Here is a 20,123-nt window from a genome sequence, read left to right as displayed (position 1 = left end):
ACTGAAATTCAGGAGCCACAATGCAACTCATCGAATGCCCATGGTGCGGGTCCCGTGAGGAAACCGAGTTCCACTACGGCGGCGAAGCCCACGTCCTGTATCCCGAAGACCCCGAATCGCTGACGGACGAACAATGGGCACATTTCGTGTTCTTCCGCGCGAACCCGAAAGGTCTTTTCGCGGAACGGTGGAACCACAGCGCCGGCTGCCGGCGCTGGTTCAACGCCGTACGCGACACCGCCACCTACCGATTCCACAGCGTCTACCGCTTGGACGAGCAGAAGCCGACGATATCGTGAACGCACCCTTCCGCACCCGCCAGGGCGGTCGCCTCGACCGCGACACCTCCTACACCTTCACGTTCGACGGCCGGGAACTGACTGGTCACCCCGGTGACACCCTCGGTTCGGCCCTGCTCGCGAACGGCGTCCACCAGATCACCACCAGCATCAAACTCGGCCGGCCCCGCGGCATCACCGCGGCCTGGGCGGAGGACACCGGCGGCCTCGTGCAGATCGAGGAGCCGTTCCCCGAGCCGATGCTGCTCGCCACCACGATCGAGTTGTTCGACGGTCTCGTCGCCCGCGGCATCCCCGGTCAGGGACGGCTCGCCGAGATCGCTGATTCGGCGAAGTACGACGCGAAGCACGTCCACACCGACCTCCTCGTCGCCGGCGCCGGACCGGCCGGTCTCGCCGCCGCTCTCACCGCGGCCCGGGCAGGTGCGCGGGTGGTGCTCGTCGACGAGCAGAGCGAAGCCGGCGGAGACCTGCTCGGCAGCACGGACCTCATCGACGGCGCCCCCGCCCTCGACTGGGTCGCGGCCGCGGTCGCCGAACTCGCGACCTACCCGGATGTGCTGCACCTGCAGCGCACCACCGCGTTCGGCAACTACGACGACGGCTTCGTCCTCGCGCTGCAGCGTCGCACCGACCATCTCGGTGTCGAGGCTCCCGCGGCGCTGAGCCGCCAACGGGTCTGGCGGATCCGCGCCCGGCACATTCTCGTCGCCGCCGGCGCGCACGAGCGTCCCGTCGTCTTCACCGACAACGACCGCCCAGGCATCATGCTCGCGCACGGCGCCCGCACCTTCCTGCACCGCTACGGTGTCAAGGTCGGCGAGCAGGCCGTCGTGTTCACCACCAACGACAGCGCGTACGAAGCCGCGATCGACCTGCACGACGCCGGGGTCCGCATCAACGCGATCGTCGAGGCCCGCGACGAGGCACCCGCCCGCTGGCAGCGTGAGTGCGACGAGCGGGGCATCACCATCCGTACGGCGTCGGTGGTGTCCGGCACCCGCGGCAACGGCCGGATCAGTCACGCCGTCGTCTCGCAGCGCGGCGAATCCGACGCCCGGGTCGGCGTGCCGCTGGCCTGCGACGTCCTGCTGGTCAGCGGCGGCTGGAACCCGGCCGTGCACCTGTTCTCCCAGGCCCGCGGCAAGCTCCGCTACGACGAGAACCTCGGTGCCTTCGTGCCCGGCGAGACCCTCGACGGAGTCTCCGTCGCCGGGTCCGCGAACGGTGTGTTCGACCTGGACGGGTGCCTGCGCGACGGGCAGACCGCCGGCCAGTCGATCATGCGCGATCTCGGCTTCACCGTTCCCGAACGCACGATCGACCCGGAACCTGCACCCGCGATCGAACAGTCCACTCCGCTGGTGCTCTGGCGGGTGCGGGACGTCGCCGGTGAGGACACCCAGTTCGTCGACGTGCAGCGCGACGCGACGGTCGCCGACCTCGCCCGCGCGGTCGGCGCCGGGATGACGTCGATGGAGCACATCAAGCGCTACACCACCATCGGCACCGCGCACGACCAGGGCAAGACGTCCGGGGTGATCTCCTCCGGCATCACCGCCGAACTGCTGGGCAGGCCGATCGAGACACTGGGCACCACCACGTTCCGGCCGCCCTACACCCCGGTCGCGTTCGCCGCCCTCGCCGGCCGCAGCCGCGGCGCCCTCTTCGACCCCGAACGGGTGACGGCACTGCACGATTGGCACGTCGGCCGCGGCGCGGTGTTCGAGGACGTCGGCCAGTGGAAGCGTCCCCGCTTCTACCCCCTCCCCGGGGAGGACATGGACGCCGCCGTGCTGCGCGAATGCGCCGCCGTGCGCCGCAGCATCGGCATCCTCGACGGCTCCACCCTCGGCAAGATCGACGTCCAGGGCCCCGACGCCGGGGTGCTGCTCGACATGGTCTACACGAACATGATGAGCACCCTGAAGGTCGGCATGGTCCGCTACGGCGTCATGTGCGGTGTCGACGGCATGGTCATCGACGACGGCACCGTCATGCGCCTGGACGACGACCGATTCCAGGTCTTCACGACCACCGGCGGCGCCGCGAAGATCCTCGACTGGATGGAGGAATGGCTGCAGACCGAATGGCCCCACCTGAGGGTGCGGCTCACCTCGGTCACCGAACAGTGGGCCACGTTCCCCGTCGTCGGGCCGCGCTCCCGCGACGTGATCGGTGAGGTCTTCCCCGACCTCGACGTCAGCAACGACGCGTTCCCGTTCATGGCGTGGCGCGAGACCTCCCTCGGCGGCGTCCACGTACGGGTCGCGCGGATCAGCTTCTCCGGCGAACTCGCGTTCGAGGTCAACGTCGACGGCTGGCACGCCCCCGCGGTCTGGGCGCGCCTGATCGCCGCGGGCGAGAAGTTCGACATCACCCCGTACGGCACCGAGACCATGCACGTCCTCCGCGCCGAAAAGGGCTACCCGATCATCGGTCAGGACACCGACGGCACGGTCACGCCGCAGGATCTCGGGATGAGCTGGGCCGTGTCGAAGAAGAAGCGCGACTTCATCGGGAAGCGCTCCTTCACCCGGGCCGAAAACCAGAATCCGCTGCGCAAGCAGTTCGTCGGACTGCTGCCCCTCGACAAGCAGACCGTGCTGCCCGAGGGCGCACAGATCATCGAAGAGGCGTTGGACGGCATCCTGCCGCCCGCACCGGTGCCGATGCTCGGACACGTCACGTCGAGCTACCTCAGCGCCGAACTCGGCCGCCCGTTCGGGCTCGCCCTCGTCAAGGGCGGCCGGGCCCGGCTCGGCGACACCCTGCACGTCCCGGTGGACGGAAACCTGGTCGCCGTCGAGGTCACCAGTTCCGTCCTCGTCGATCCCGAAGGAGCACGCCGCGATGGCTGACACCCTCGTCCCCCTCAGCCCCCTGCACGGCTGGGACCAGAAATTCTCCGAACTTCCCGAGTCGGTGACCATCACCGAGGAACCGTTCGTCACCATGGTCGACCTGTGGGTCGACCCGGCGGGACCGGGAGCCGCGGCCGCCGCAACGGTCCTCGGGTTCGACCTCCCCACCGCGGCGTCGACGTCCGCCGGCACCGACGCCGGCACCGCGGTCTGGCTCGGTCCCGAGGAGTGGCTGATCACCACGCGGTCACAGCCGGCGCCCGCGCTCGAATCGGACCTGCGGGCGGCGGTGGCCCCCCACGGCGGCGCCGCGATCGACGTCTCCGGACAGCGAACCACCCTGCGGCTGCGCGGCACTCACGCCCGCGACGTCCTCGAGAAGGGTTGCTCACTGGATCTGCATCCCACGGTGTTCGTCCGCAGCACTGCGGCGCAGACCATGCTCGGCCTCGCGGGCGTGATCCTGATCGCGCTCGACGACCGGGGAACCGACTACCGGATCCTCGTGCGGTCGTCGTTCGCCCGGTATCTCGCGGAGTGGCTGATCGACGCCGCCGAGGAGTTCGGCGTCGACCCCGTGTAAGCGACAGCGCCGGTTCGGTGGACGGCACGGCGTCGTCCACCGGACCGATCCCCCCTTCTGGAAGGAGGTGCGCCCGAATGGTTCCGTTCCCGACGCTCACCGCCACCGGCCCCGGCCGACTGCTCGAGGCTCTCGCACGCGATGTTCCCCTGGTCTGCGGCATCGTCAACGTGACCCCGGATTCGTTCTCCGACGGTGGCCGATACCTCGACACCGAGGCCGCGGTCGCGCACGGCCTGTCTCTGGTCGCGGAGGGCGCCGACCTCCTCGACGTCGGGGGCGAGTCGACCCGTCCCGGGTCCCGCCCGCCGTCCGTCGCGGAGGAGATCGCGCGCGTGGTGCCGGTAGTCGCGGCCCTCGCGATGTCGACGTCGGTCCCGATCTCGGTCGACACCTCGAGACCGGAGGTGATGCGGGAGGCGGTCGCCGCCGGCGCGTCGATGATCAACGACGTTCGTGCCCTCCGACTTCCGGGTGCGCTGCGGGCTGCCGCCGATCTCGACGTGCCCGTGTGCCTGATGCACATGCGCGGCGAGCCCGAAACGATGCAGACGTCGCCGGAGTACGGCGACGTCGTGTCCGAGGTGCGCCGGTTCCTCGTCGACCGTGTCGGCGCCTGCCGGGGAGTGGGAATTCCCCTCGAGCACCTCATGGTCGACCCGGGTTTCGGCTTCGGCAAGACCCTCGCCCACAACCTTGCACTGTTGTCCGAACTTCGGCAGATGACGGATCTCGGTGTTCCCGTGATGGCCGGACTGTCCCGGAAAGGCATGCTGGGCACGATCACCGGTCGCAGCGTCCACCACCGTCAGGCCGCCTCGGTGGCCGCTGCGCTGATCGCCGCACAGAACGGGGCAGCTGTACTCCGGGTGCACGACGTGGCCGCCACCGTGGACGCGATGTCCGTGCTCCGCGCGCTCGTATATCCTGGTCGCGCAAACTCCAGTCCCGCGTCGAATCGAGCCTCCGCACTGTGAACAGCTCCGTGTCCGCCGCCGGTCTCGCGACCATCGATACCGCTGGGGTCCAGCCGATCGGTAGTGCTGAGGCACAGCTGATCGGTGCCGGTGCACAGCTGATGGAAACGATGTATCACGATCCGCGGACCGGCCTGCGGCACGCGGAGCGTCACCTGCGACGTCTGGCCCGTTCCGCGGCCGTGCTCGGGTACGAGTTCCGGGAACGTGACGTCCGGCGCCGACTCGCGCAGCGACTGTCCGGCGTCGGCGCGGCCCGGGTCCGCGTGCGCCTGCACCGCGACGGCGGTGTGGAGGTCGATATCTTCGGGCCGCCGGTCGCACCCACGTCGGTGTCTCTCGTGCTCGACGACGAGCCCGTCGACTCCCGGGACATCCTCCTCGGACACAAGACGACGTTGCGCGAGCGATACGACCGCAGACGACACCGTCACCCCGGGGCCGGCGACGTCGTGCTTGTCAACGAACTCGGGCACGTCACCGAGACCACGATCGCGAATCTCGCCGCCCGGATCGACGGCGTCTGGTGGACGCCACCGTTGGCGTCGGGGTGCCTGCCGGGTGTCGAGCGGTCCTGGCAGCTCGACCGCGGGCTGATGCGCGAACGCATTCTCACGCCGGGCGATCTCCTGGCCGCCGAGGCGCTCGCCGTGACGAGCTCACTCAAAGGCGTGCTGCCCGCGACCCTCCGGCCGTAGCCTGCGTCGTTTCGGGACGTAGTGCATACCACCTCTTGACCCGCCTCCGCACCTGACCTACTGTTATCGAATACACTGATATATCAATATCAGACCTATTGGATCACACGCGCGACTCCGCGACCACAACGCCCGACTGTCAAAGGAAAAGGCATGAGAGCTGGAAAGATTCCCTCGGATCGACGGTTCACGGCGACACACAGCTGGTTGGCCCTCGCACCGGGACAGAGCTTCTCCGACTACCCGCTCCGGGCCGGGGTCACGGACACGGCACTCGACGAGATCGAGGTGGTCGGACTGGAACTTCCGGCAGTGCGCAGCACGATCGACGCGGGCGCACCCTGCGCGCTCGTCTGGACGTCCGCGCGGACCGTGGTCACGGTGTTTGCGCCGATCAGCGGACTCGTCACGATGACGAATGACGACGCCCTCGCGAACCCGCAACTCGTCGCCGACGACCCGTTCCATCGCGGCTGGCTGTTCGCCGTCCTCCCCTCACCGACGTCGTCCGCCTACGGACTTCTCACCCCCGCGCAATACGCACACGAACTCAGTGAGGCGGTGTAATCCCATGACCATCAGCGTGTTCGACCTGTTCTCCGTTGGCATCGGCCCCTCGAGTTCGCACACCGTCGGACCGATGCGCGCCGCCGCACGGTTCGTCTCCGACCTCCGCGCTCTCGACGCCCTGCCCGCAGTCGCGGACATCCGCGTCGACCTGTACGGGTCGCTCGCAGCCACGGGAGCGGGCCACGGAACGATGTCCGCGGTGCTGCTCGGACTCGAGGGGTACTTTCCCGAGAAGATCGAGACCGAGGAGATGGAACGACGTCTCGAGGAGATGCGCAGTACCCGGCACATCAGGGTCGGCGGATCCCATGAGGTCGCGCTCGCCGAGGACGAGATCGTCCTCCATCCGCTGACCATCCTGCCGCTGCACCCGAACGGGATGAGAATCACCGCGTCCACCGCCACCGGCATCGAGATCCACAGCGAAACCTACTTCTCCATCGGCGGCGGCTTCGTCGTCACCGAAGCGGAGAGCGCGGAGCCGCCGGCCACCGCCACCGGCGGTCTGTCGTTCGGGTCCGCCAAGGAACTCCTCGACGTCGCGGCCCGCCACGGCTACGCCATCAGTGACGTGATGCTCCAGTTCGAACGCGAAACGCGGTCGACCGTGGAGATCTACGAGCGGCTCCTGCATATCCGCGACGTCATGGTGGAATGCGAGAAGCGCGGGATCGCGCGCGACGGAATTCTTCCCGGCGCTCTGCGCGTGCGCCGGCGCGCCCGGGACTGGTACCTGCGCCTCAATAAGGAAGACCCGCACCGTGATCCCGCATTCGCCGAGGACTGGGTCAACCTCGTCGCGCTGGCCGTCAACGAGGAGAACGCATCCGGTGGCCGGATCGTCACCGCCCCGACCAACGGGGCCGCGGGCATCATCCCCGCGGTGCTGCACTACGCCGTTCACTACACCCCGGCCGGGAAGTCGGATCCCGACGACACCGCGATCCGCTTCCTCCTCGCCGCCGGCGCCGTCGGATCGCTGTACAAGGAACGCGCGTCGATCTCCGGAGCCGAGGTCGGCTGCCAGGGCGAGGTGGGTTCCGCGGCGTCCATGGCCGCTGCCGGGCTTGCGGAGATCCTCGGCGGCACAATCGAACAGGTGGAGAATGCCGCGGAGATCGCGATGGAGCACAGCCTCGGACTCACCTGCGACCCCATCGAAGGGCTGGTGCAGATTCCGTGCATCGAACGCAACGCGATCTCGGCGGGCAAGGCCATCAACGCCGCTCGCATGGCCCTGCGCGGCGACGGCACCCACCGGGTCAGCCTCGACCAGGTGATCGAGACGATGCGCTCGACCGGCGCAGACATGCTGTCGAAGTACAAGGAAACGTCGACCGGTGGTCTGGCCGTCAACGTCCCGGTCAACTATGTCGAGTGCTGACATGATCACCGACGAACTTCGCCTTCTCCCCGCCCGCGCCGCGCAATTCATCCGGCGGCACCCGGTTCCGAAGCGCGGCGACTTCGCACCCGAGACCCGGCTGTCAGTGCTCGACGTCCTCGTGCACTGCGCACCGGTCCGCGGCGACGCGTTCGTGGCCTTCCAGCTCCTCAACCGGCGCGAGCTGCCCGGCTCGTACCTTCTCCACGTCGACGTCGTGGACGACGCGCTGTCCGCCCTCGACACGTTCGCCGTCACCGAGTACGAATGCGAGCAGAGTTTCGGCCCGAACTGGCAGGACGTCGTGCGACACGCGGTGGAAGCGGCAGCCCTCCTGCACGGGCACTTCGGAGCACTGACGCGGACGACAAGCGTCGCCGACAGCCGACGACGGCTCGGCGCCTGGGCCTTCGCACGCGATGCGGCCTGGGAAGCGGGCCGGATCAAATCCTGGTACCGCGCCCAGGACGCCGCGTGGGAACGGCACTTCATGGACGAGGCGACAGTGCGCGAGGACGAGCAACTGTGCGCGCACATCGCGACCGCGGTGCGCGACGCGGCGGCAGCGCACGCCGTATCGGATCTCGTCGGGCGGCACGACTTCACCAACGCACACTTCGACACCCTGCTCGCCCCGTGGCGGACGGCAGCCGCGCACCTGCTCCCGCGGGATGACTACTGCGCGGCCGCGAGCACAGTGTCGACGAACGTCCGCGGCAGGTCGGGATGACCGTTCTCCCGCAGCGCCGACAGCGCCGCGACGACGTTCGGGCCGCCGTCGGGTAGGAACCGGGTAAGCCCGTGCCGGGCGCACTCCACCGCCGCCGGCAGCAGCATCGCCTGCGCCTCGTCGCGACGTCCGGCCGCCCACAGGCACGACACGAGCAACCGGCCCGCCTGCAGGCGGGCCCGGTGCCGCCCGGTCCCGTCGAGTTGCCGAACCCAGTCGTTCGCCCATTCGCACGCGAGATCCGCGTCCGCCGGATCGCCCCGCGCCGCGAGCAACGTGATGGCCGCCTCTTCCTCGAGTTGTGCCGTCGCCAGGTCGAGCCCGTTCGCCGGGGTGCGCCGGGTCTCGCGTGTGACGGGCGCGAACCCGGGTGCCGGGGGCAGCCCGATCCGCGCCCGCTCATTGTCGACGGCGGCCCGCAGCCGGGGCAGGGAGAACGTCTCGGCCGTCCGCACCCCCTCGTCGAGTTGTCGTGCCGCGGCGTCGCGATCGCCGCGCACCGCCATGATCCGCGCCCTGAGGCAGTAGTGCCGGATCATGAAATCCGGTGCGCCACCGAGCGCGGCCGCGTCGAACGTCTCGTTGAGCAGCTCGTCCGCTTCATCGACCCGGCCCTGCTCGTAATGGACCTCGGCGAGTAGTGCGCGGGTGAGCCGCGCATGTTGCGACTGCGTGTTCTCCGCCTCCCGGACAAGCTGGAACGCCTTGCGGTACAGCTCCATCGCACCGCCGACGTCGAGCTGCTCGAACTTCGCGAGTCCGGCGAAACAGTACCCATAGGCGACGGAGTACGGTCCCGTGTTCTGCCGGTGGTACGGGGCCGCCCAGCTCTGCCTGCGGTAGGCGTCCTCGAACCGGAATTCACACGTGTCCACAAACGTCTCGATGAGAGCGGCCATCGACACCACGAAGGGGTGGTACTCCGTGGGATGGGCGAGGCATTCGGTGACGAGCTCTCGCACCCCTTCGATGCGGTCGGCGGTCACCTCGATGTCGCCTTGCAGGACATCCGCTTCCACCCGGAGCTGGGCGGCTCGACGCTCGGGCATCTCGCCGCTGTCGATCTGCTCGAGCGCGCGGGTTCGGGCGGTTTGCGCGAGTTCGAGTCGCTGGAGTTCGCAGTTCGCCCATCCGATGGTGAGCTGCAGCCGCGGGCTTGCGTCCACCAGGTTGGCGGGCAGCTTCCCGATCAGGCAGAGCAGCGTCGACATCTGTGACCGATCGAGGAGGTAGAGGTCGTCCTCCTCGAGCAGTTCCACCGCTCGCTGCGGTTCACCGGCCGCGAGGATGTGGTCGACGGCCTCGCCCAGCAGGTGCCGTTTCCGGAACCAGTCGTATGCCCGGCGGTGCAGATCGGTGATGCGCCCGGGGTGGTCCCGTTCGAGACGCTGATGGAGGATCTGCGCGAACAGGTGGTGATAGCGATACCACTGGCGGTCGTCGCCCGTCCTGCCGAGGAACAGGTCACGGGCAACGACCTGCTCGAGCTTCGCTTGCCCGTCCTGCACGCCGCCCAGCGCCGACGCCAGATCGCCGCACACCTTGTCGGGGACGGACGTGGCGAGCATGAAATCGAGCAGGTCGGGTTCGAGGGCGTCGAGCACGTTCTCGGCGAGATACTCGCCGATCGCGTCGGTCCCCGTCCGGAGCTGTTCGATCAGGTTCTCCGGAGTTCCGGCTTCGCGCAACGACAACGAGGCCAACTGCAGTGCCGCGATCCAGCCGTCGGTCGATTCCCGGAGTTGTTCGATCTCGGTGTCCTTCAGGGGAACCTGCACCCGGTCCGACAGGAAGTTCTGCGATTCGCCGAAATCGAAACACAGGTCGTCGGACGCTATTTCGTTGAGTTCGTCGAGCACCCGCATCCGGCTCAGCGGCAGCCCCGACCGGCTCCGGCTCGCCACGACGATCTTCAAGTGGTGGCAGCCGTTGTCGAGCAGGAACTTCATCGAGTCGATCGGCCCGGAGCCAGTGATGCGGTGCCAGTCGTCGATCACGACGACGAGGGCCTCCCCGCTGTCGTGAAGCCGGTTGATCAGGGACGTGAGGACGAACCGTTCGACCGCGTCCCCGTGCTCCTCCAGCGACTGGCCCAGATCGGTGACGACCTCCGGGCGTACCCGCCTGATCGCCTCGACGAGGTGGGTGAGGAACCACACCACGTTGTTGTCGTCCCGGTCCACGGTCAGCCACGCGACCGCCGTCCCGGCGTCGACCAGGTCGTCGCGCCACTGGGCGACCAGACTGCTCTTGCCGAACCCGGCCGGCGCGTGGACGAGCGTCAGCCTGCGGTCCCGGCCTGCGCGGAGGACGGCGAGGAGCCGCCGGCGCGGCACGAGCTGCCGGGTGGTGGTGGGTGGGCGGAACTTCGTCACCGGCGCGGGCGGGGTCGGCGGCGTCCGCACGTTGTACGGGAGCCCGGGGCCCCGGGACCGGGTGGATTCGCCGGCATGATCGTGCAGCTGCTCGGGTGCCCGCCGAACCGGGATGTACATGTCGTCGACGACGACACCGTTGCGTCGCTCGACCGCCCGGAGCTCGTTGCCGAAGTCGGCGGCACCGCCCGGCCTGTCCTCGACCGCGCGGGCCATGGCATGTTCGACTGCGCTGCACACGTCGTCGGGGATTCCGGCGTCCCGCAGGTCGGGAACCGCCTGCGTGGAGATCCGCAGGAACTGCCCGACGACCTGCTCACCGCTCCGGCGCTCGTACGCCGCATGCCCGGTCAACGCGCAGAACAGGGTGGACCCGAGACTGTAGACGTCCGACTCCACCGTAGGTGGCCGGCCTTCGAGCACCTCCGGCGCGGTGAACGCCGGGGACCCGGTGATCGAGCCTGCCGTCGTCTCGAATCCGCCGGAGACGCGGGCGATGCCGAAATCGGTCAATTGCGGTTCGTCGTATTCGGTGAGCAGGATGTTCGCGGGTTTGACGTCGCGGTGGAGCATCCCACCGCGATGCGCGGTCTCGAGGGCGCCGGACATCTTGATCCCGAGCCGCAGCACCTCCTGCCACCCGAGGGGACCCGACCGACGGATCTGCGCGTCGAGGGAACCGAACGAGTGGTACGGCATGACGAGGAACGGCCGCCTGCTCCGGGTGACACCGACCTGGTAGACGGCGACGATGTTCGGGTGCCCGGACGTCCGGCCCATCGCCCGTTGCTCGCGCACGAACCTCGTCACGTTGTCGGGGTCGAGGTTCGACGTCAGGACTTTGACGGCCACCGTGCGGTCGAGGTCCTCCTGCAGGCAGCGGTAGACGACCCCGAACCCGCCGCGGCCGATCTCCACGGCATCGTCGAACCCTGCCGCGGCCAGCTCGGTCGTGATCTCCGGCTGGCGCTGGGTTGCCCACAGATCGTCGTTCGTCATCGGCCCTGCACCACCTCTGACACGCTCCACCCAGAATAGTCCGCGGAGTCCATCCGACGAGCGGAGGCGATGCGGTCAGTCGCGGGTCTCGACGGGTGCCCCGAGTCGTGCCGACACCCGCCTGCCGGATTCCGCGACCGCCCGCCCGAGCGACTCGAGCATGGACTCGGGGACCCGGAACCGTGGGGCGGACAACATGACGGCCGCGACCAGTACGCCGCGATGATCGCGGACCGGCGCCGAGATGCCGACCTCCTCGATCGACGTGCGGCCGTCGTTGACGGCGTATCCGCGGTCGCGGGTGTCACTCAGCTCGTCGAAGTACTCGCCGCGTGACTCCTGCTCGTCGGGTCCGACGAGCAGACGCCGGTCGAACAGCCGCTCGGTCTCCGCCCGCGGCATCTCGGAGAGGAACACCTGGACGGACGAACTCGCATAGGTGTCGTAGCGGGTGCCCACCGCGGCGGTGTGCTTGACCTGCTTGGGACTGGGTATCTGTTCGACGACGACGGATTCGTGCCCGTTCCACACCATGAGCGCGCTGGTCTCGCCGGTGCGGCGGGTGAGTTCCTCCAGTTCCGGCTGCGCCACGCGGCGGACGTCGAGGTTGGCCAGCAGTGGCCCCGCGAGGGCGATGAGACCGAGGCCGAGCCGGTAGCGTCCGGTGCCCTCGTCACGCTCGACGTAGCCGGCTTTCTCGAGGGTGGCGAGCATGCGGGACACGCTGCTCTTGTGCAGATCGACCTTGCGCGCGATCTCGGTGACGCCGAGGACCGGCTCCGCGATCGAGAAGGATTCGAGCACCCGCAGTCCGTTGAGGAGGACCGACGGGGACGGCTTCGCGTCACCGTCGTGCTCGCCCGGTCCGTTGTCCGCGAGTCGATCGACGTCGTCCACACTCATGATCGTTGCGCTCCTTCGGTTCTGCCAACACCACCGCCGACCCTGCCACACCCGCGGCAGAGTCGGCGTACCGGTCAGACGCCGAGGATGTTGTGCTCGGGTCCGAACGGGAACCGGGTGATATTCTCCGCGCTGTCCTCGCCGACGACCAGGATGTCGTGTTCGCGGTAGCCCCCGGCGCCCGGCATGCCCTCGGGAACCATGATCATCGGCTCCATCGACACCACCATCCCGGGTTCGAGGACCGTGTCGATGTCTTCGCGCAGTTCGAGGCCCGCCTCGCGTCCGTAGTAGTGCGAGAGCACGCCGAAGGAGTGCCCGTACCCGAACGTGCGGTTCGGCAGCAGACCCTCGGCCTCGTAGATCTCGTTCAGCTCGGCCGCGATGTCCTTGCAGACGGCGCCCGGCTTGATCAGGTCGAGCCCGCGGCGATGCACCTTGACGTTGATCTCCCACAGCCGCAGGTGCTCCGCCGACGGCTCACCGTAGAACAGGGTGCGTTCGAGCGCCGTGTAGTAGCCGGCGATCATCGGGAAACAGTTCAGCGACAGGATGTCTCCGCGTTCCACGCGGCGGCTGGTGGCCCAGTTGTGGGCGCCGTCGGTGTTGATGCCCGATTGGAACCAGACCCACGTGTCGCGCAATTCGGCGTGCGGGAAGGTGGCCGCGATCTCCCGGATCATCGCGTTCGAGCCGGCGATCGCCACCTCGAATTCGGGGACACCCTCGGTGATCGCCGCACGGATGGCCTCGCCGCCGAGGTCACCGATCCGCGCCCCGTGCTTGATCAGTTCGATCTCCTCGGGCGACTTGATCATGCGCTGGCGCATCGTGGCCTTTGCGACGTCGGTGAACGTCATCCCGGGCAGAACCGCCGCGATCCGGGCCCGCACGTCGGGGGTCAGGTGGTCGTCCTCGACACCGAGGCTGCCGCGTGAGATGCCCTGCTTCGCCACGACCTGCTGCACAGCGTACTCGAAGTTGTCGCGGCGCCAGTCCGTGTAGACGACGTTCTCGCCGAACGACCGCCGCCACGGCATCCCGGCATCGATGTTGGCGGACACGGTGGTCGAGCCGTCCTGGGTGACGACCAGGGCGTACGGCCGTCCGAACGCCGTGTAGAGGAAGTCGGAATAATAGTTGATGTTGTGGTAGCTGGTGAAGAGCACGGCATCGAACCCGTTGTCCGCCATGTGCTTACGCAGAGCGACTAGCCTGCGGTCCATTTCCACCGGGGAGAACGTGGGAACGACCTTCTCGCCGTTGGGGATGCTCTTGATGCGCTCCAAGTTCATGATGTTCCTTTCGAGTTGCCGGCGGCATCGCGTGATGCCGCACTTCTGTGGGATGTACGGGTAGTCAGGTGTCGGCCAGGGGGCGCTGGGAGGTTTCGCGGGCCATGAGCATCGCCCCCATGGCGACGAGGGCCGCGGCGACGAGATACCAGGCGGGCGCGAGTGTGCTGCCGGTGAGCTCGATCAACAACGTGGCGACGAACGGCGCGGTGCCGCCGAACAGTGCATTGGCTGTGTTGAAGCTGAACGCGAAACCGCTGTAGCGGACCTGGGTCGGGAAGATCTCGGCCAGGAAGGTGGGAAGCGTGCCGTCGTTCATGGTGAGGAACGCGCACAGCACGATCTGAATGAGGACGATACCGACGATTCCGACGGCGCCGAGTGCACTGAACAGCGGGACGGTGAACACCGCGAAGCAGACCGACGCGGCAATGAGAACTCGCTTGCGGCCGAAGCGGTCCGAGAGCGCCCCCATCCCGAAGATGAAGACGATGTAGCAGGCGAGAGCGATCGACGCGGCGACGAACGAGGCCGTGTGGCCGACGTCCAACACCTCCGACAGATACGTCGGCATGTAGCTGAGGATCAGGTAGAAGCCGACCGCATTGAGGCAGGTGACACCGAACGCGATGGCGATCGCGCGCCGATGGTGGGTGAACAGGATCGACAACGGCGCGTTGGACTCCACCTTCTGTTCCATTTCCTGGAACTTCGGGGTGTCCTCGAGCTTCAACCGAATGTAGCGACCGATCAGGCCCATCGGTGCCGCGAGCAGGAACGGCAGCCGCCAGCCCCAGCCCTCGAGCTGTTCCGTCGACAGCACCGCGGTCAGCAGTGCCGCGATCAACGATCCGAACAGCAGCCCGGCGGCCGTGGACGCGGGCACGACGCTCGTGAACAGCCCGCGCTTGCGGTCCGGGGCGTACTCGGCGAGGAACGCCGAGGCGCCCGCGTACTCGCCGGCGGCGGAGAATCCCTGCACCATGCGGACGAGCAGTAGCAGGACCGGTGCGAGGTAGCCGATCTGATCGAAGCCAGGGATCAGGCCGATGCAGAACGTCGACGCCGACATGATGAGGATCGACAGTGACAACGCCGTGCGACGTCCGATCTTGTCACCGAAGTGCCCCCAGACGAGTCCGCCGATCGGGCGGATGACGAACGAGATGGCGAACACGGCGAACGTGGCCAGCAGACCCGTCGTGGGCTCGGCCTCGGGGAAGAAGACCACCGCGATAACCGTTGCGAGATAGCCGTATACGGCGTAGTCGAACCATTCGACGAAGTTGCCGATGAAGCTCGCCGTGATGACCCGCCGGAGAACACGGGGCGAGGGGTTCACCGCGCCGTCCTCGTCCGATTGCGGCGGGGTTGAGGGGGAATTGAGGTTTTGGGCCATGCCCACTCCTTCTCGGGGCGTCGGCGCTTGCCGACTGCGACGAATGGCATTTGTTGCTTTCATTGCAACGGCAAGTCGTTCACCGACCATATTGTGCTTAGCATCACATGTCAACGATGTCTTGCTTCTCATGACCGGACTGCGGCTGCAAGGTGAACCCGCAGTAAACACGCACGGTCGCGGTTGCGCTACCCGATCCGCAGTTCTCGGCGATGTTCACGGGAATGCAACACAGTTGCAACAGATGAGCCCGGAGGTGGCTTTCCCGGTCACCCGTGAAAGTCAGACCGCGCTCGTCGACCGCACCGCCGAGATAGAGGCGGGTCGCGAGGTGCACGGCAGCGAGACGCGGCGAACCCGTCGGATCCTCGCCGAGTAGCGCGAAGATCTGATCGAGCCGCTGATACAGCGTCTGACGCTGCACATGCAGCCGGGCGCCGCCTCGGTCTTGTTGCACCCGCACTGCAGGTAGATGTCCAGCGTGTCGATCAGACGGCGAGCACGTTCGGGACCGACCGCGAGAAGCGGCCCGAGCAGTTCCCTGACGAACGACGTCAGCAGCGCCGGATCGCCGATTCGCCGGCCGAGGCGTTCGAGAGCGAGTTCCGCGGCGTCCACGATGGTGTCGGCGATACCCAGATCAGCCGCGAGGTCGAGCGCGAACCGCGCTTCCGCCAGCGTCTCGGGGAGCCCGATCAGACCGGTGACCACCGGACCCACCGCAACCCGCGCCAACTCCGCCTGCGGTGTCGCGCGCAGCGATTCGACCAGCGACGCGCAGGAACCGACTCGGTCGTCGGCCCGGAGCACGACGATTGCGTGCAACTCGTCGCCGGCGATGGACGACACCGTTCCGGCCGCGTACCGGTGCAGTGCCGCATCGACAGCGCCGAGCGATACCGGACCGTCGACCGAACGTCCGACAACCCCGACGTATGACGCTCCGTCGGCCATCCCGGCCGCGCGCGCCGCCGCAACGAGACGTTCCGGGGCAGGATTCGGCTGGCAGGCGATCCGCAGCAAGGCCTGCGAGGCGCGGACCGCGGCCGAAGGAGGAAACGATCGCAGGAGGGAGATCGCCAGCGCTGCCGGTGCTCGCTCGACGATCGCCTCTGCGGTGACGAGATCGGCCGGGTCGTCCGGAGACACCATGAGCGTCGCCACACCGACACCCTGAACGGACACCGGCACGGCGAGCACGCCCGAACCGGTGGCAGGGGCTGTGATCTCGTTCCCGAGGGCCGCGATCACGTCGCCGGTCGCGTCGAGCAGGGTCACGTCACCGGGCAAGAGTCGCGCGAGCACCTCGAGCAACTCGTCGGGTCCGCCACCGCGGGCCAACTCCTCGGACACGCGTGCGCGACCGCGTCACCACGACGCAGTCGCTGCACCGATTCGTTGACCAGCAGGGCGTTGATCGCCTCGGCGACCTCGACGAACGGAACGACACCACGCAGTTCGACGACGGGCAAACCCGCCTCCGACGCCTCCTCGACCAGCGAAGGCGGGATCCGCGGCAGTTGCGCCCCGGTCTCGATGGCCACTCCGGCGACACGGCGGGCCGACAGTTCACGCACGTACCGCCGCAGTCCGGCCGGGTCGGCAGACGCGAGTGCGAACCCGCCGGTCAGCAGCAACTCGCCGCCGCGAAGAAGGTGCGCGATGTCGATGACTTCACTCGAATGCACCCAGCGCACTGGCTGGGCCAGCAGGTCGGCTCCGGCCCGAACGGCCGGGCGTCCGGCAGCGAGGCTCGGGTGTGCGAGGACGTCGGCTAACGCATTCTGCGAATACTCGAACGTCAGGACGTTCGCGCAACGTTCTTCGTGCCGGGATTCACCGCCGAGTGCTATCCCGACGCGGTCCGCGCCATCATCGACGGCGGTCACGAGGTGGGGCACCACGGGTATCTGCACGAACCGATGAAGGGCCTCGACCCTGCGACCGAGGCACGCTACCTCGACCGGGGGCTCGACGCGCTCGAGGAGGTCGCGGGCATCCGCCGCGTCGGATATCGCTCGCCCTGGTGGGAAATGAACTGGCACACAACCGAGTTGCTCGCCGATCGCGGGTTTCTGTACGACTCGAGTCTGCTCGACGGCGACAAGCCCTACCTGATGGCGACGAGCCCGGCGTCGGAACGAACACTGATCGAGATCCCCGTCGACTGGGCACTCGACGACTGGGAACAGTATGCGTTCTACCCCGGTGTCACCGGCAGCGGCGTCATCGAAAGCCCCGCCAAGGTCCTGGAGATGTGGACCCTCGAAGCGGAGGCCCCATGCCGAAGGCGGGTGCTTCGTCCTCACGAACCATCCGTTCATCTCCGGAAGACCCTCCAAGGCAGCCGCATTGGAACGACTCATCGAGAACGTCAAGGCAATGGACGGGATGTGGGCGACCACCCTCGGGGACATCGCGGCACGCCCAGCGCGTCTGCACCGAACCCTTCGTACACACCCGATTCGAAGTCCCCACCTTCCCCGACGTCCAGATCCGGCGGACTTCCCCGGCCCCCGAAACTGTTCGCTCCGAACGGTGAGGGATCCTCAATCGTCGACCGTCACCCCGTACTCGGTGGCGAGCGTGGCGAGATCGTATTCGTACCCCTGACCCACCGCGCGGAGACGCCACTGCCCGGCGCGTCGGTAGATCTCGGCGAAATGCATCGTCCGTTCGGTCGTGCCGGCGTCCAGAACGAACGATGCGATTGTGTGGTCCGGCGCGTCGACGGTCACCGAGATCGGACCGAGTTCACCGAAGGTGCGATCTCCGCCGATCGCCGCCGATACGGACACGCACTGGTAGTCGGAGTGCAGGGCAGCCAATTCGATCCGCACTCCTTGCTCGCTGCTGCCGTCGCAGGACAATTCCACGGTGCCGTCCGAACTCGTCGGCGAGTTGTAGAAGAAGAAGTCCTCGTCGCAACCGACCCGGCCGTCTTCGCCGAGAAGAAGCGCAACCACGTCCACGTCGAACGCATCGTCCTGGGTGTGGGCGCGCCAAGACGCGTTGACCGTCAGCGATGTCGTCTGTGGTGGCAGGTCGATCACCTCTCGCGAGCGAGCAACGGCGCAACCCACTGACACGGCGGCCGGATCGGCTCGCGGAGCGCCCCCCGCTCGGGTGGTGCCGCCGGTTCGAGTGCGGAGTTCACATCGGGGGCGGTGAGCAGAGGCAACTGACGGGCCGACACTCGGTCCATGCGGGGATCGAGTTCACCACCGTCGAGAACGAGGACATCGGTGACTCCTGCGGAGTGATTGACCGACGGCTTGGCACCCAGCTGCACGATGCGGGAGCGCATCAGAACGGAGTCCGAATGTGAGCCACCGACGATGAGCACTCTTCTTCCGTGCCAAGGCTTCGTGGAGGAAACAGTTGTCGTAGGTCGAGGCCGCTGAACGTCGGACGGCGCCGCGGCGGCCTTCGGCTCACCCGGTGTCACGTGCAGCAACATCTCGCCGAGCTGCCGCTCGGTCAGGACAGGAATCCCGTCGGCCACCGCGCGGCGCACCTTTGCACTCGACGAGTGCGGGTCGTTGCAGACGACGACACTCGTCTGACGGCTGACCGAATTCATGACGTCCAGGCCGGCGGCGGTCATACGTGCGGCGAGCGCAAGACGGGGAACATCCGTACTGCCGCTGATGACCAGTTTCATGCCCTGGACCAGTCCCGCCCCCGGATCCAGCCGACCCGGATTCCGCCACGGAGACTCCACGCGCGGCACCCGATCGGGGTACACCGCCCGCCGATCGGCGCAACCGACGACCGGCAAAGGAAGTCTGAGGGACTCGGCCAGCGAGGCGCTGTGCGCGAAGACCTCCGTCAGCACGAGGGCGTCGTCGTAAGCGTCGTGAGCCCGGTTCTGACGAACCTTCCAGTGCGCGGCCAGAGTGGACAACTTGTGGTTGGGGACGTCGATCTCGAGGCGGCGGGACAGGGCGAGGGTGCAGAGCCTCTGCCGTGTCGGCATCGTCATCCCCGCCCGCCGTACCTCGGCGTCGAGGAAGCCGTAATCGAACGACGCGTTGTGCGCGACCAGCGTCCGACCGTCGAGAAGTTCGAGCAGATCTTTCGCGACGTCTTCGAAACGGGGCGCCCCCGCCAGACGCTGTGGCGTGAGATTGTGGATATGGACCGGTCCCGGGTCGCAGCCCGGGTTGAGCAGAGTCACCAATTTACGCTCCACCGAACCGTCTTCACGCAACGCCAACGCCGCGACGCTGAGCACTCTGTGCGTGGACGAACGCAGACCGGAGGTCTCGACGTCCAGGACGACCCAGCGGTGCCCCGTCGGCAATCGCACCGGCCGGGTCATGGTCGAGGAGGCAGATGACAGCACAGAGCGACTATAGAGCCCAGTTCTCGCCGTTCTGATCGACGACACGGAAATCTCCGGCACATATCGTGCCAATTCCGAATTTCTCGGTAGTTTTTTATTCAAGTACAGGTCGAGGGTTGTGTCATTCGAGTGAATGACACAGAGGACCATTGCGCCTCAACAGCTTTCGAAGTTCGTTACCAATTGGCTACTATCCTCGTCACACCGAATGGAGTGGCCGTCGTGGCATTTCTCGACCATTCTGTGGAAGCCCCACCCCACCCCTGAACGAGGTAAACATGAAGGCTCGACGGTTAGTTCTCAGCGTCCTCGGTTGTGCCGCCATTTCGATGGCAACCGCGCCCTCCGCACTGGCGGCGACGATCTTCGATTTCCTCCCCCCGGAGATTGCGTCCCTGATTCCGAGCGGTTCGGCAGACGCCGTGAACCCCCTCCTGCCGCCCGCGCCCGCCGCTCCGGCAGCACCGGCACCCGCGCCGCAGGTCGCGCCGGCCCCGCAGGCAGCACCCGCACCGCAGGTGGCTCCGGCACCGCAGGTGGCTCCGGCACCGCCGGCACCCGCACCGCGGGCGGGGTACAAGAACTGCACCGAGGCCCGCAATGCCGGCGTGACGCCGATCTACCGCGGCCAGGACGGTTACGCGTCGCACCTCGACCGCGACAACGACGGCATCGCCTGCGAGTAGTCGATCACGGGCG

At 67.7% G+C, this 20,123-nt stretch carries 16 protein-coding genes and 2 pseudogenes; 10 read left to right on the top strand and 8 right to left on the bottom strand.

What is annotated here, in order from left to right:
- The first annotated feature begins 20 nt into the window (after nucleotides 1-20).
- From GO592_RS05445 to GO592_RS05410, 8 genes are all read left to right on the top strand, one after another.
- Nucleotides 21-299, top strand: coding sequence for a sarcosine oxidase subunit delta (locus GO592_RS05445; RefSeq protein WP_005253973.1), 279 nt, complete (start codon nucleotides 21-23; stop codon nucleotides 297-299).
- A complete protein-coding gene (locus GO592_RS45755; RefSeq protein WP_007300400.1) occupies nucleotides 296-3,160 on the top strand; it encodes a 2Fe-2S iron-sulfur cluster-binding protein in 2,865 nt (954 codons plus the stop codon). The genes GO592_RS05445 and GO592_RS45755 overlap by 4 nt, the downstream gene beginning before the upstream one ends.
- Entirely contained in the window at nucleotides 3,153-3,746 is a 594-nt protein-coding gene (locus GO592_RS05435) for a sarcosine oxidase subunit gamma (protein ID WP_007300399.1), read from the top strand. Before GO592_RS45755 ends, GO592_RS05435 begins: the two co-directional genes overlap by 8 nt.
- 77 nt (nucleotides 3,747-3,823) lie before the next feature.
- A complete protein-coding gene (folP, locus tag GO592_RS05430) occupies nucleotides 3,824-4,723 on the top strand; it encodes a dihydropteroate synthase (RefSeq protein ID WP_007300398.1) in 900 nt (299 codons plus the stop codon).
- Entirely contained in the window at nucleotides 4,720-5,421 is a 702-nt protein-coding gene (locus tag GO592_RS05425; protein WP_007300397.1) for an aminotransferase class IV, read from the top strand. The genes folP and GO592_RS05425 overlap by 4 nt, the downstream gene beginning before the upstream one ends.
- Nucleotides 5,422-5,574: 153 nt before the next feature.
- Nucleotides 5,575-5,988, top strand: a complete 414-nt coding sequence (locus GO592_RS05420; protein ID WP_007300396.1) for a glycine cleavage system protein H — start codon at nucleotides 5,575-5,577, stop codon at nucleotides 5,986-5,988.
- Nucleotides 5,989-5,992: 4 nt separating this feature from the next.
- Nucleotides 5,993-7,375 (top strand): L-serine ammonia-lyase, encoded by a 1,383-nt coding sequence (locus GO592_RS05415; RefSeq protein WP_007300395.1) that lies wholly within the window; start codon nucleotides 5,993-5,995, stop codon nucleotides 7,373-7,375.
- Nucleotide 7,376: 1 nt separating this feature from the next.
- Complete coding sequence (locus GO592_RS05410) at nucleotides 7,377-8,105, top strand: hypothetical protein (RefSeq protein ID WP_007300394.1); 729 nt, start codon at nucleotides 7,377-7,379, stop codon at nucleotides 8,103-8,105.
- Here GO592_RS05410 and GO592_RS05405 read toward each other — a convergent pair.
- The 7 genes from GO592_RS05405 to GO592_RS44065 form a co-directional block, all read right to left on the bottom strand.
- Complete coding sequence (locus GO592_RS05405; RefSeq protein ID WP_007300393.1) at nucleotides 8,051-11,479, bottom strand: serine/threonine-protein kinase; 3,429 nt, start codon at nucleotides 11,477-11,479, stop codon at nucleotides 8,051-8,053. The genes GO592_RS05410 and GO592_RS05405 overlap by 55 nt on opposite strands.
- Nucleotides 11,480-11,554: 75 nt before the next feature.
- Nucleotides 11,555-12,382 carry an IclR family transcriptional regulator gene (locus tag GO592_RS05400; protein WP_007300392.1) on the bottom strand — a complete coding sequence of 276 codons (828 nt, stop codon included), beginning with the start codon at nucleotides 12,380-12,382 and terminating at the stop codon, nucleotides 11,555-11,557.
- A 74-nt stretch (nucleotides 12,383-12,456) separates the two neighbouring features.
- A complete protein-coding gene (locus tag GO592_RS05395) occupies nucleotides 12,457-13,677 on the bottom strand; it encodes a M24 family metallopeptidase (protein WP_007300391.1) in 1,221 nt (406 codons plus the stop codon).
- A gap of 64 nt (nucleotides 13,678-13,741) precedes the next feature.
- Nucleotides 13,742-15,076, bottom strand: a complete 1,335-nt coding sequence (locus GO592_RS05390; RefSeq protein ID WP_007300390.1) for an MFS transporter — start codon at nucleotides 15,074-15,076, stop codon at nucleotides 13,742-13,744.
- Between the two features lie 103 nt (nucleotides 15,077-15,179).
- Nucleotides 15,180-15,464 (bottom strand): hypothetical protein, encoded by a 285-nt coding sequence (locus tag GO592_RS44070; RefSeq protein WP_237720611.1) that lies wholly within the window; start codon nucleotides 15,462-15,464, stop codon nucleotides 15,180-15,182.
- Nucleotides 15,359-16,429, bottom strand: a complete 1,071-nt coding sequence (locus GO592_RS05385; RefSeq protein ID WP_237720603.1) for a PucR family transcriptional regulator — start codon at nucleotides 16,427-16,429, stop codon at nucleotides 15,359-15,361. Before GO592_RS05385 ends, GO592_RS44070 begins: the two co-directional genes overlap by 106 nt.
- Nucleotides 16,351-16,965 (bottom strand): PucR family transcriptional regulator ligand-binding domain-containing protein, encoded by a 615-nt coding sequence (locus tag GO592_RS44065; RefSeq protein ID WP_237720602.1) that lies wholly within the window; start codon nucleotides 16,963-16,965, stop codon nucleotides 16,351-16,353. Before GO592_RS44065 ends, GO592_RS05385 begins: the two co-directional genes overlap by 79 nt.
- On the opposite strand from GO592_RS44065, the pseudogene GO592_RS44060 reads away from it, so the two are divergent.
- Nucleotides 16,903-17,088, top strand: a pseudogene (locus GO592_RS44060) (polysaccharide deacetylase family protein); the annotation flags it as partial. The gene GO592_RS44065 and the pseudogene GO592_RS44060 overlap by 63 nt on opposite strands.
- Nucleotides 17,089-17,625: 537 nt before the next feature.
- Here the strand turns inward: GO592_RS44060 and GO592_RS05375 are convergent.
- Nucleotides 17,626-19,400: pseudogene (locus GO592_RS05375) on the bottom strand (TerD family protein).
- A 302-nt stretch (nucleotides 19,401-19,702) separates the two neighbouring features.
- On the opposite strand from GO592_RS05375, the gene GO592_RS05370 reads away from it, so the two are divergent.
- A complete protein-coding gene (locus tag GO592_RS05370; RefSeq protein WP_039952792.1) occupies nucleotides 19,703-20,110 on the top strand; it encodes an excalibur calcium-binding domain-containing protein in 408 nt (135 codons plus the stop codon).
- Nucleotides 20,111-20,123 lie beyond the last annotated feature (13 nt).

It is taken from the genome of Rhodococcus sp. 21391, from assembly GCF_016772255.1.
Taxonomy (GTDB): Bacteria; Actinomycetota; Actinomycetes; order Mycobacteriales; family Mycobacteriaceae; genus Rhodococcus_F; species Rhodococcus_F opacus.
This window is presented reverse-complemented; position numbering and strand designations above follow the sequence as displayed.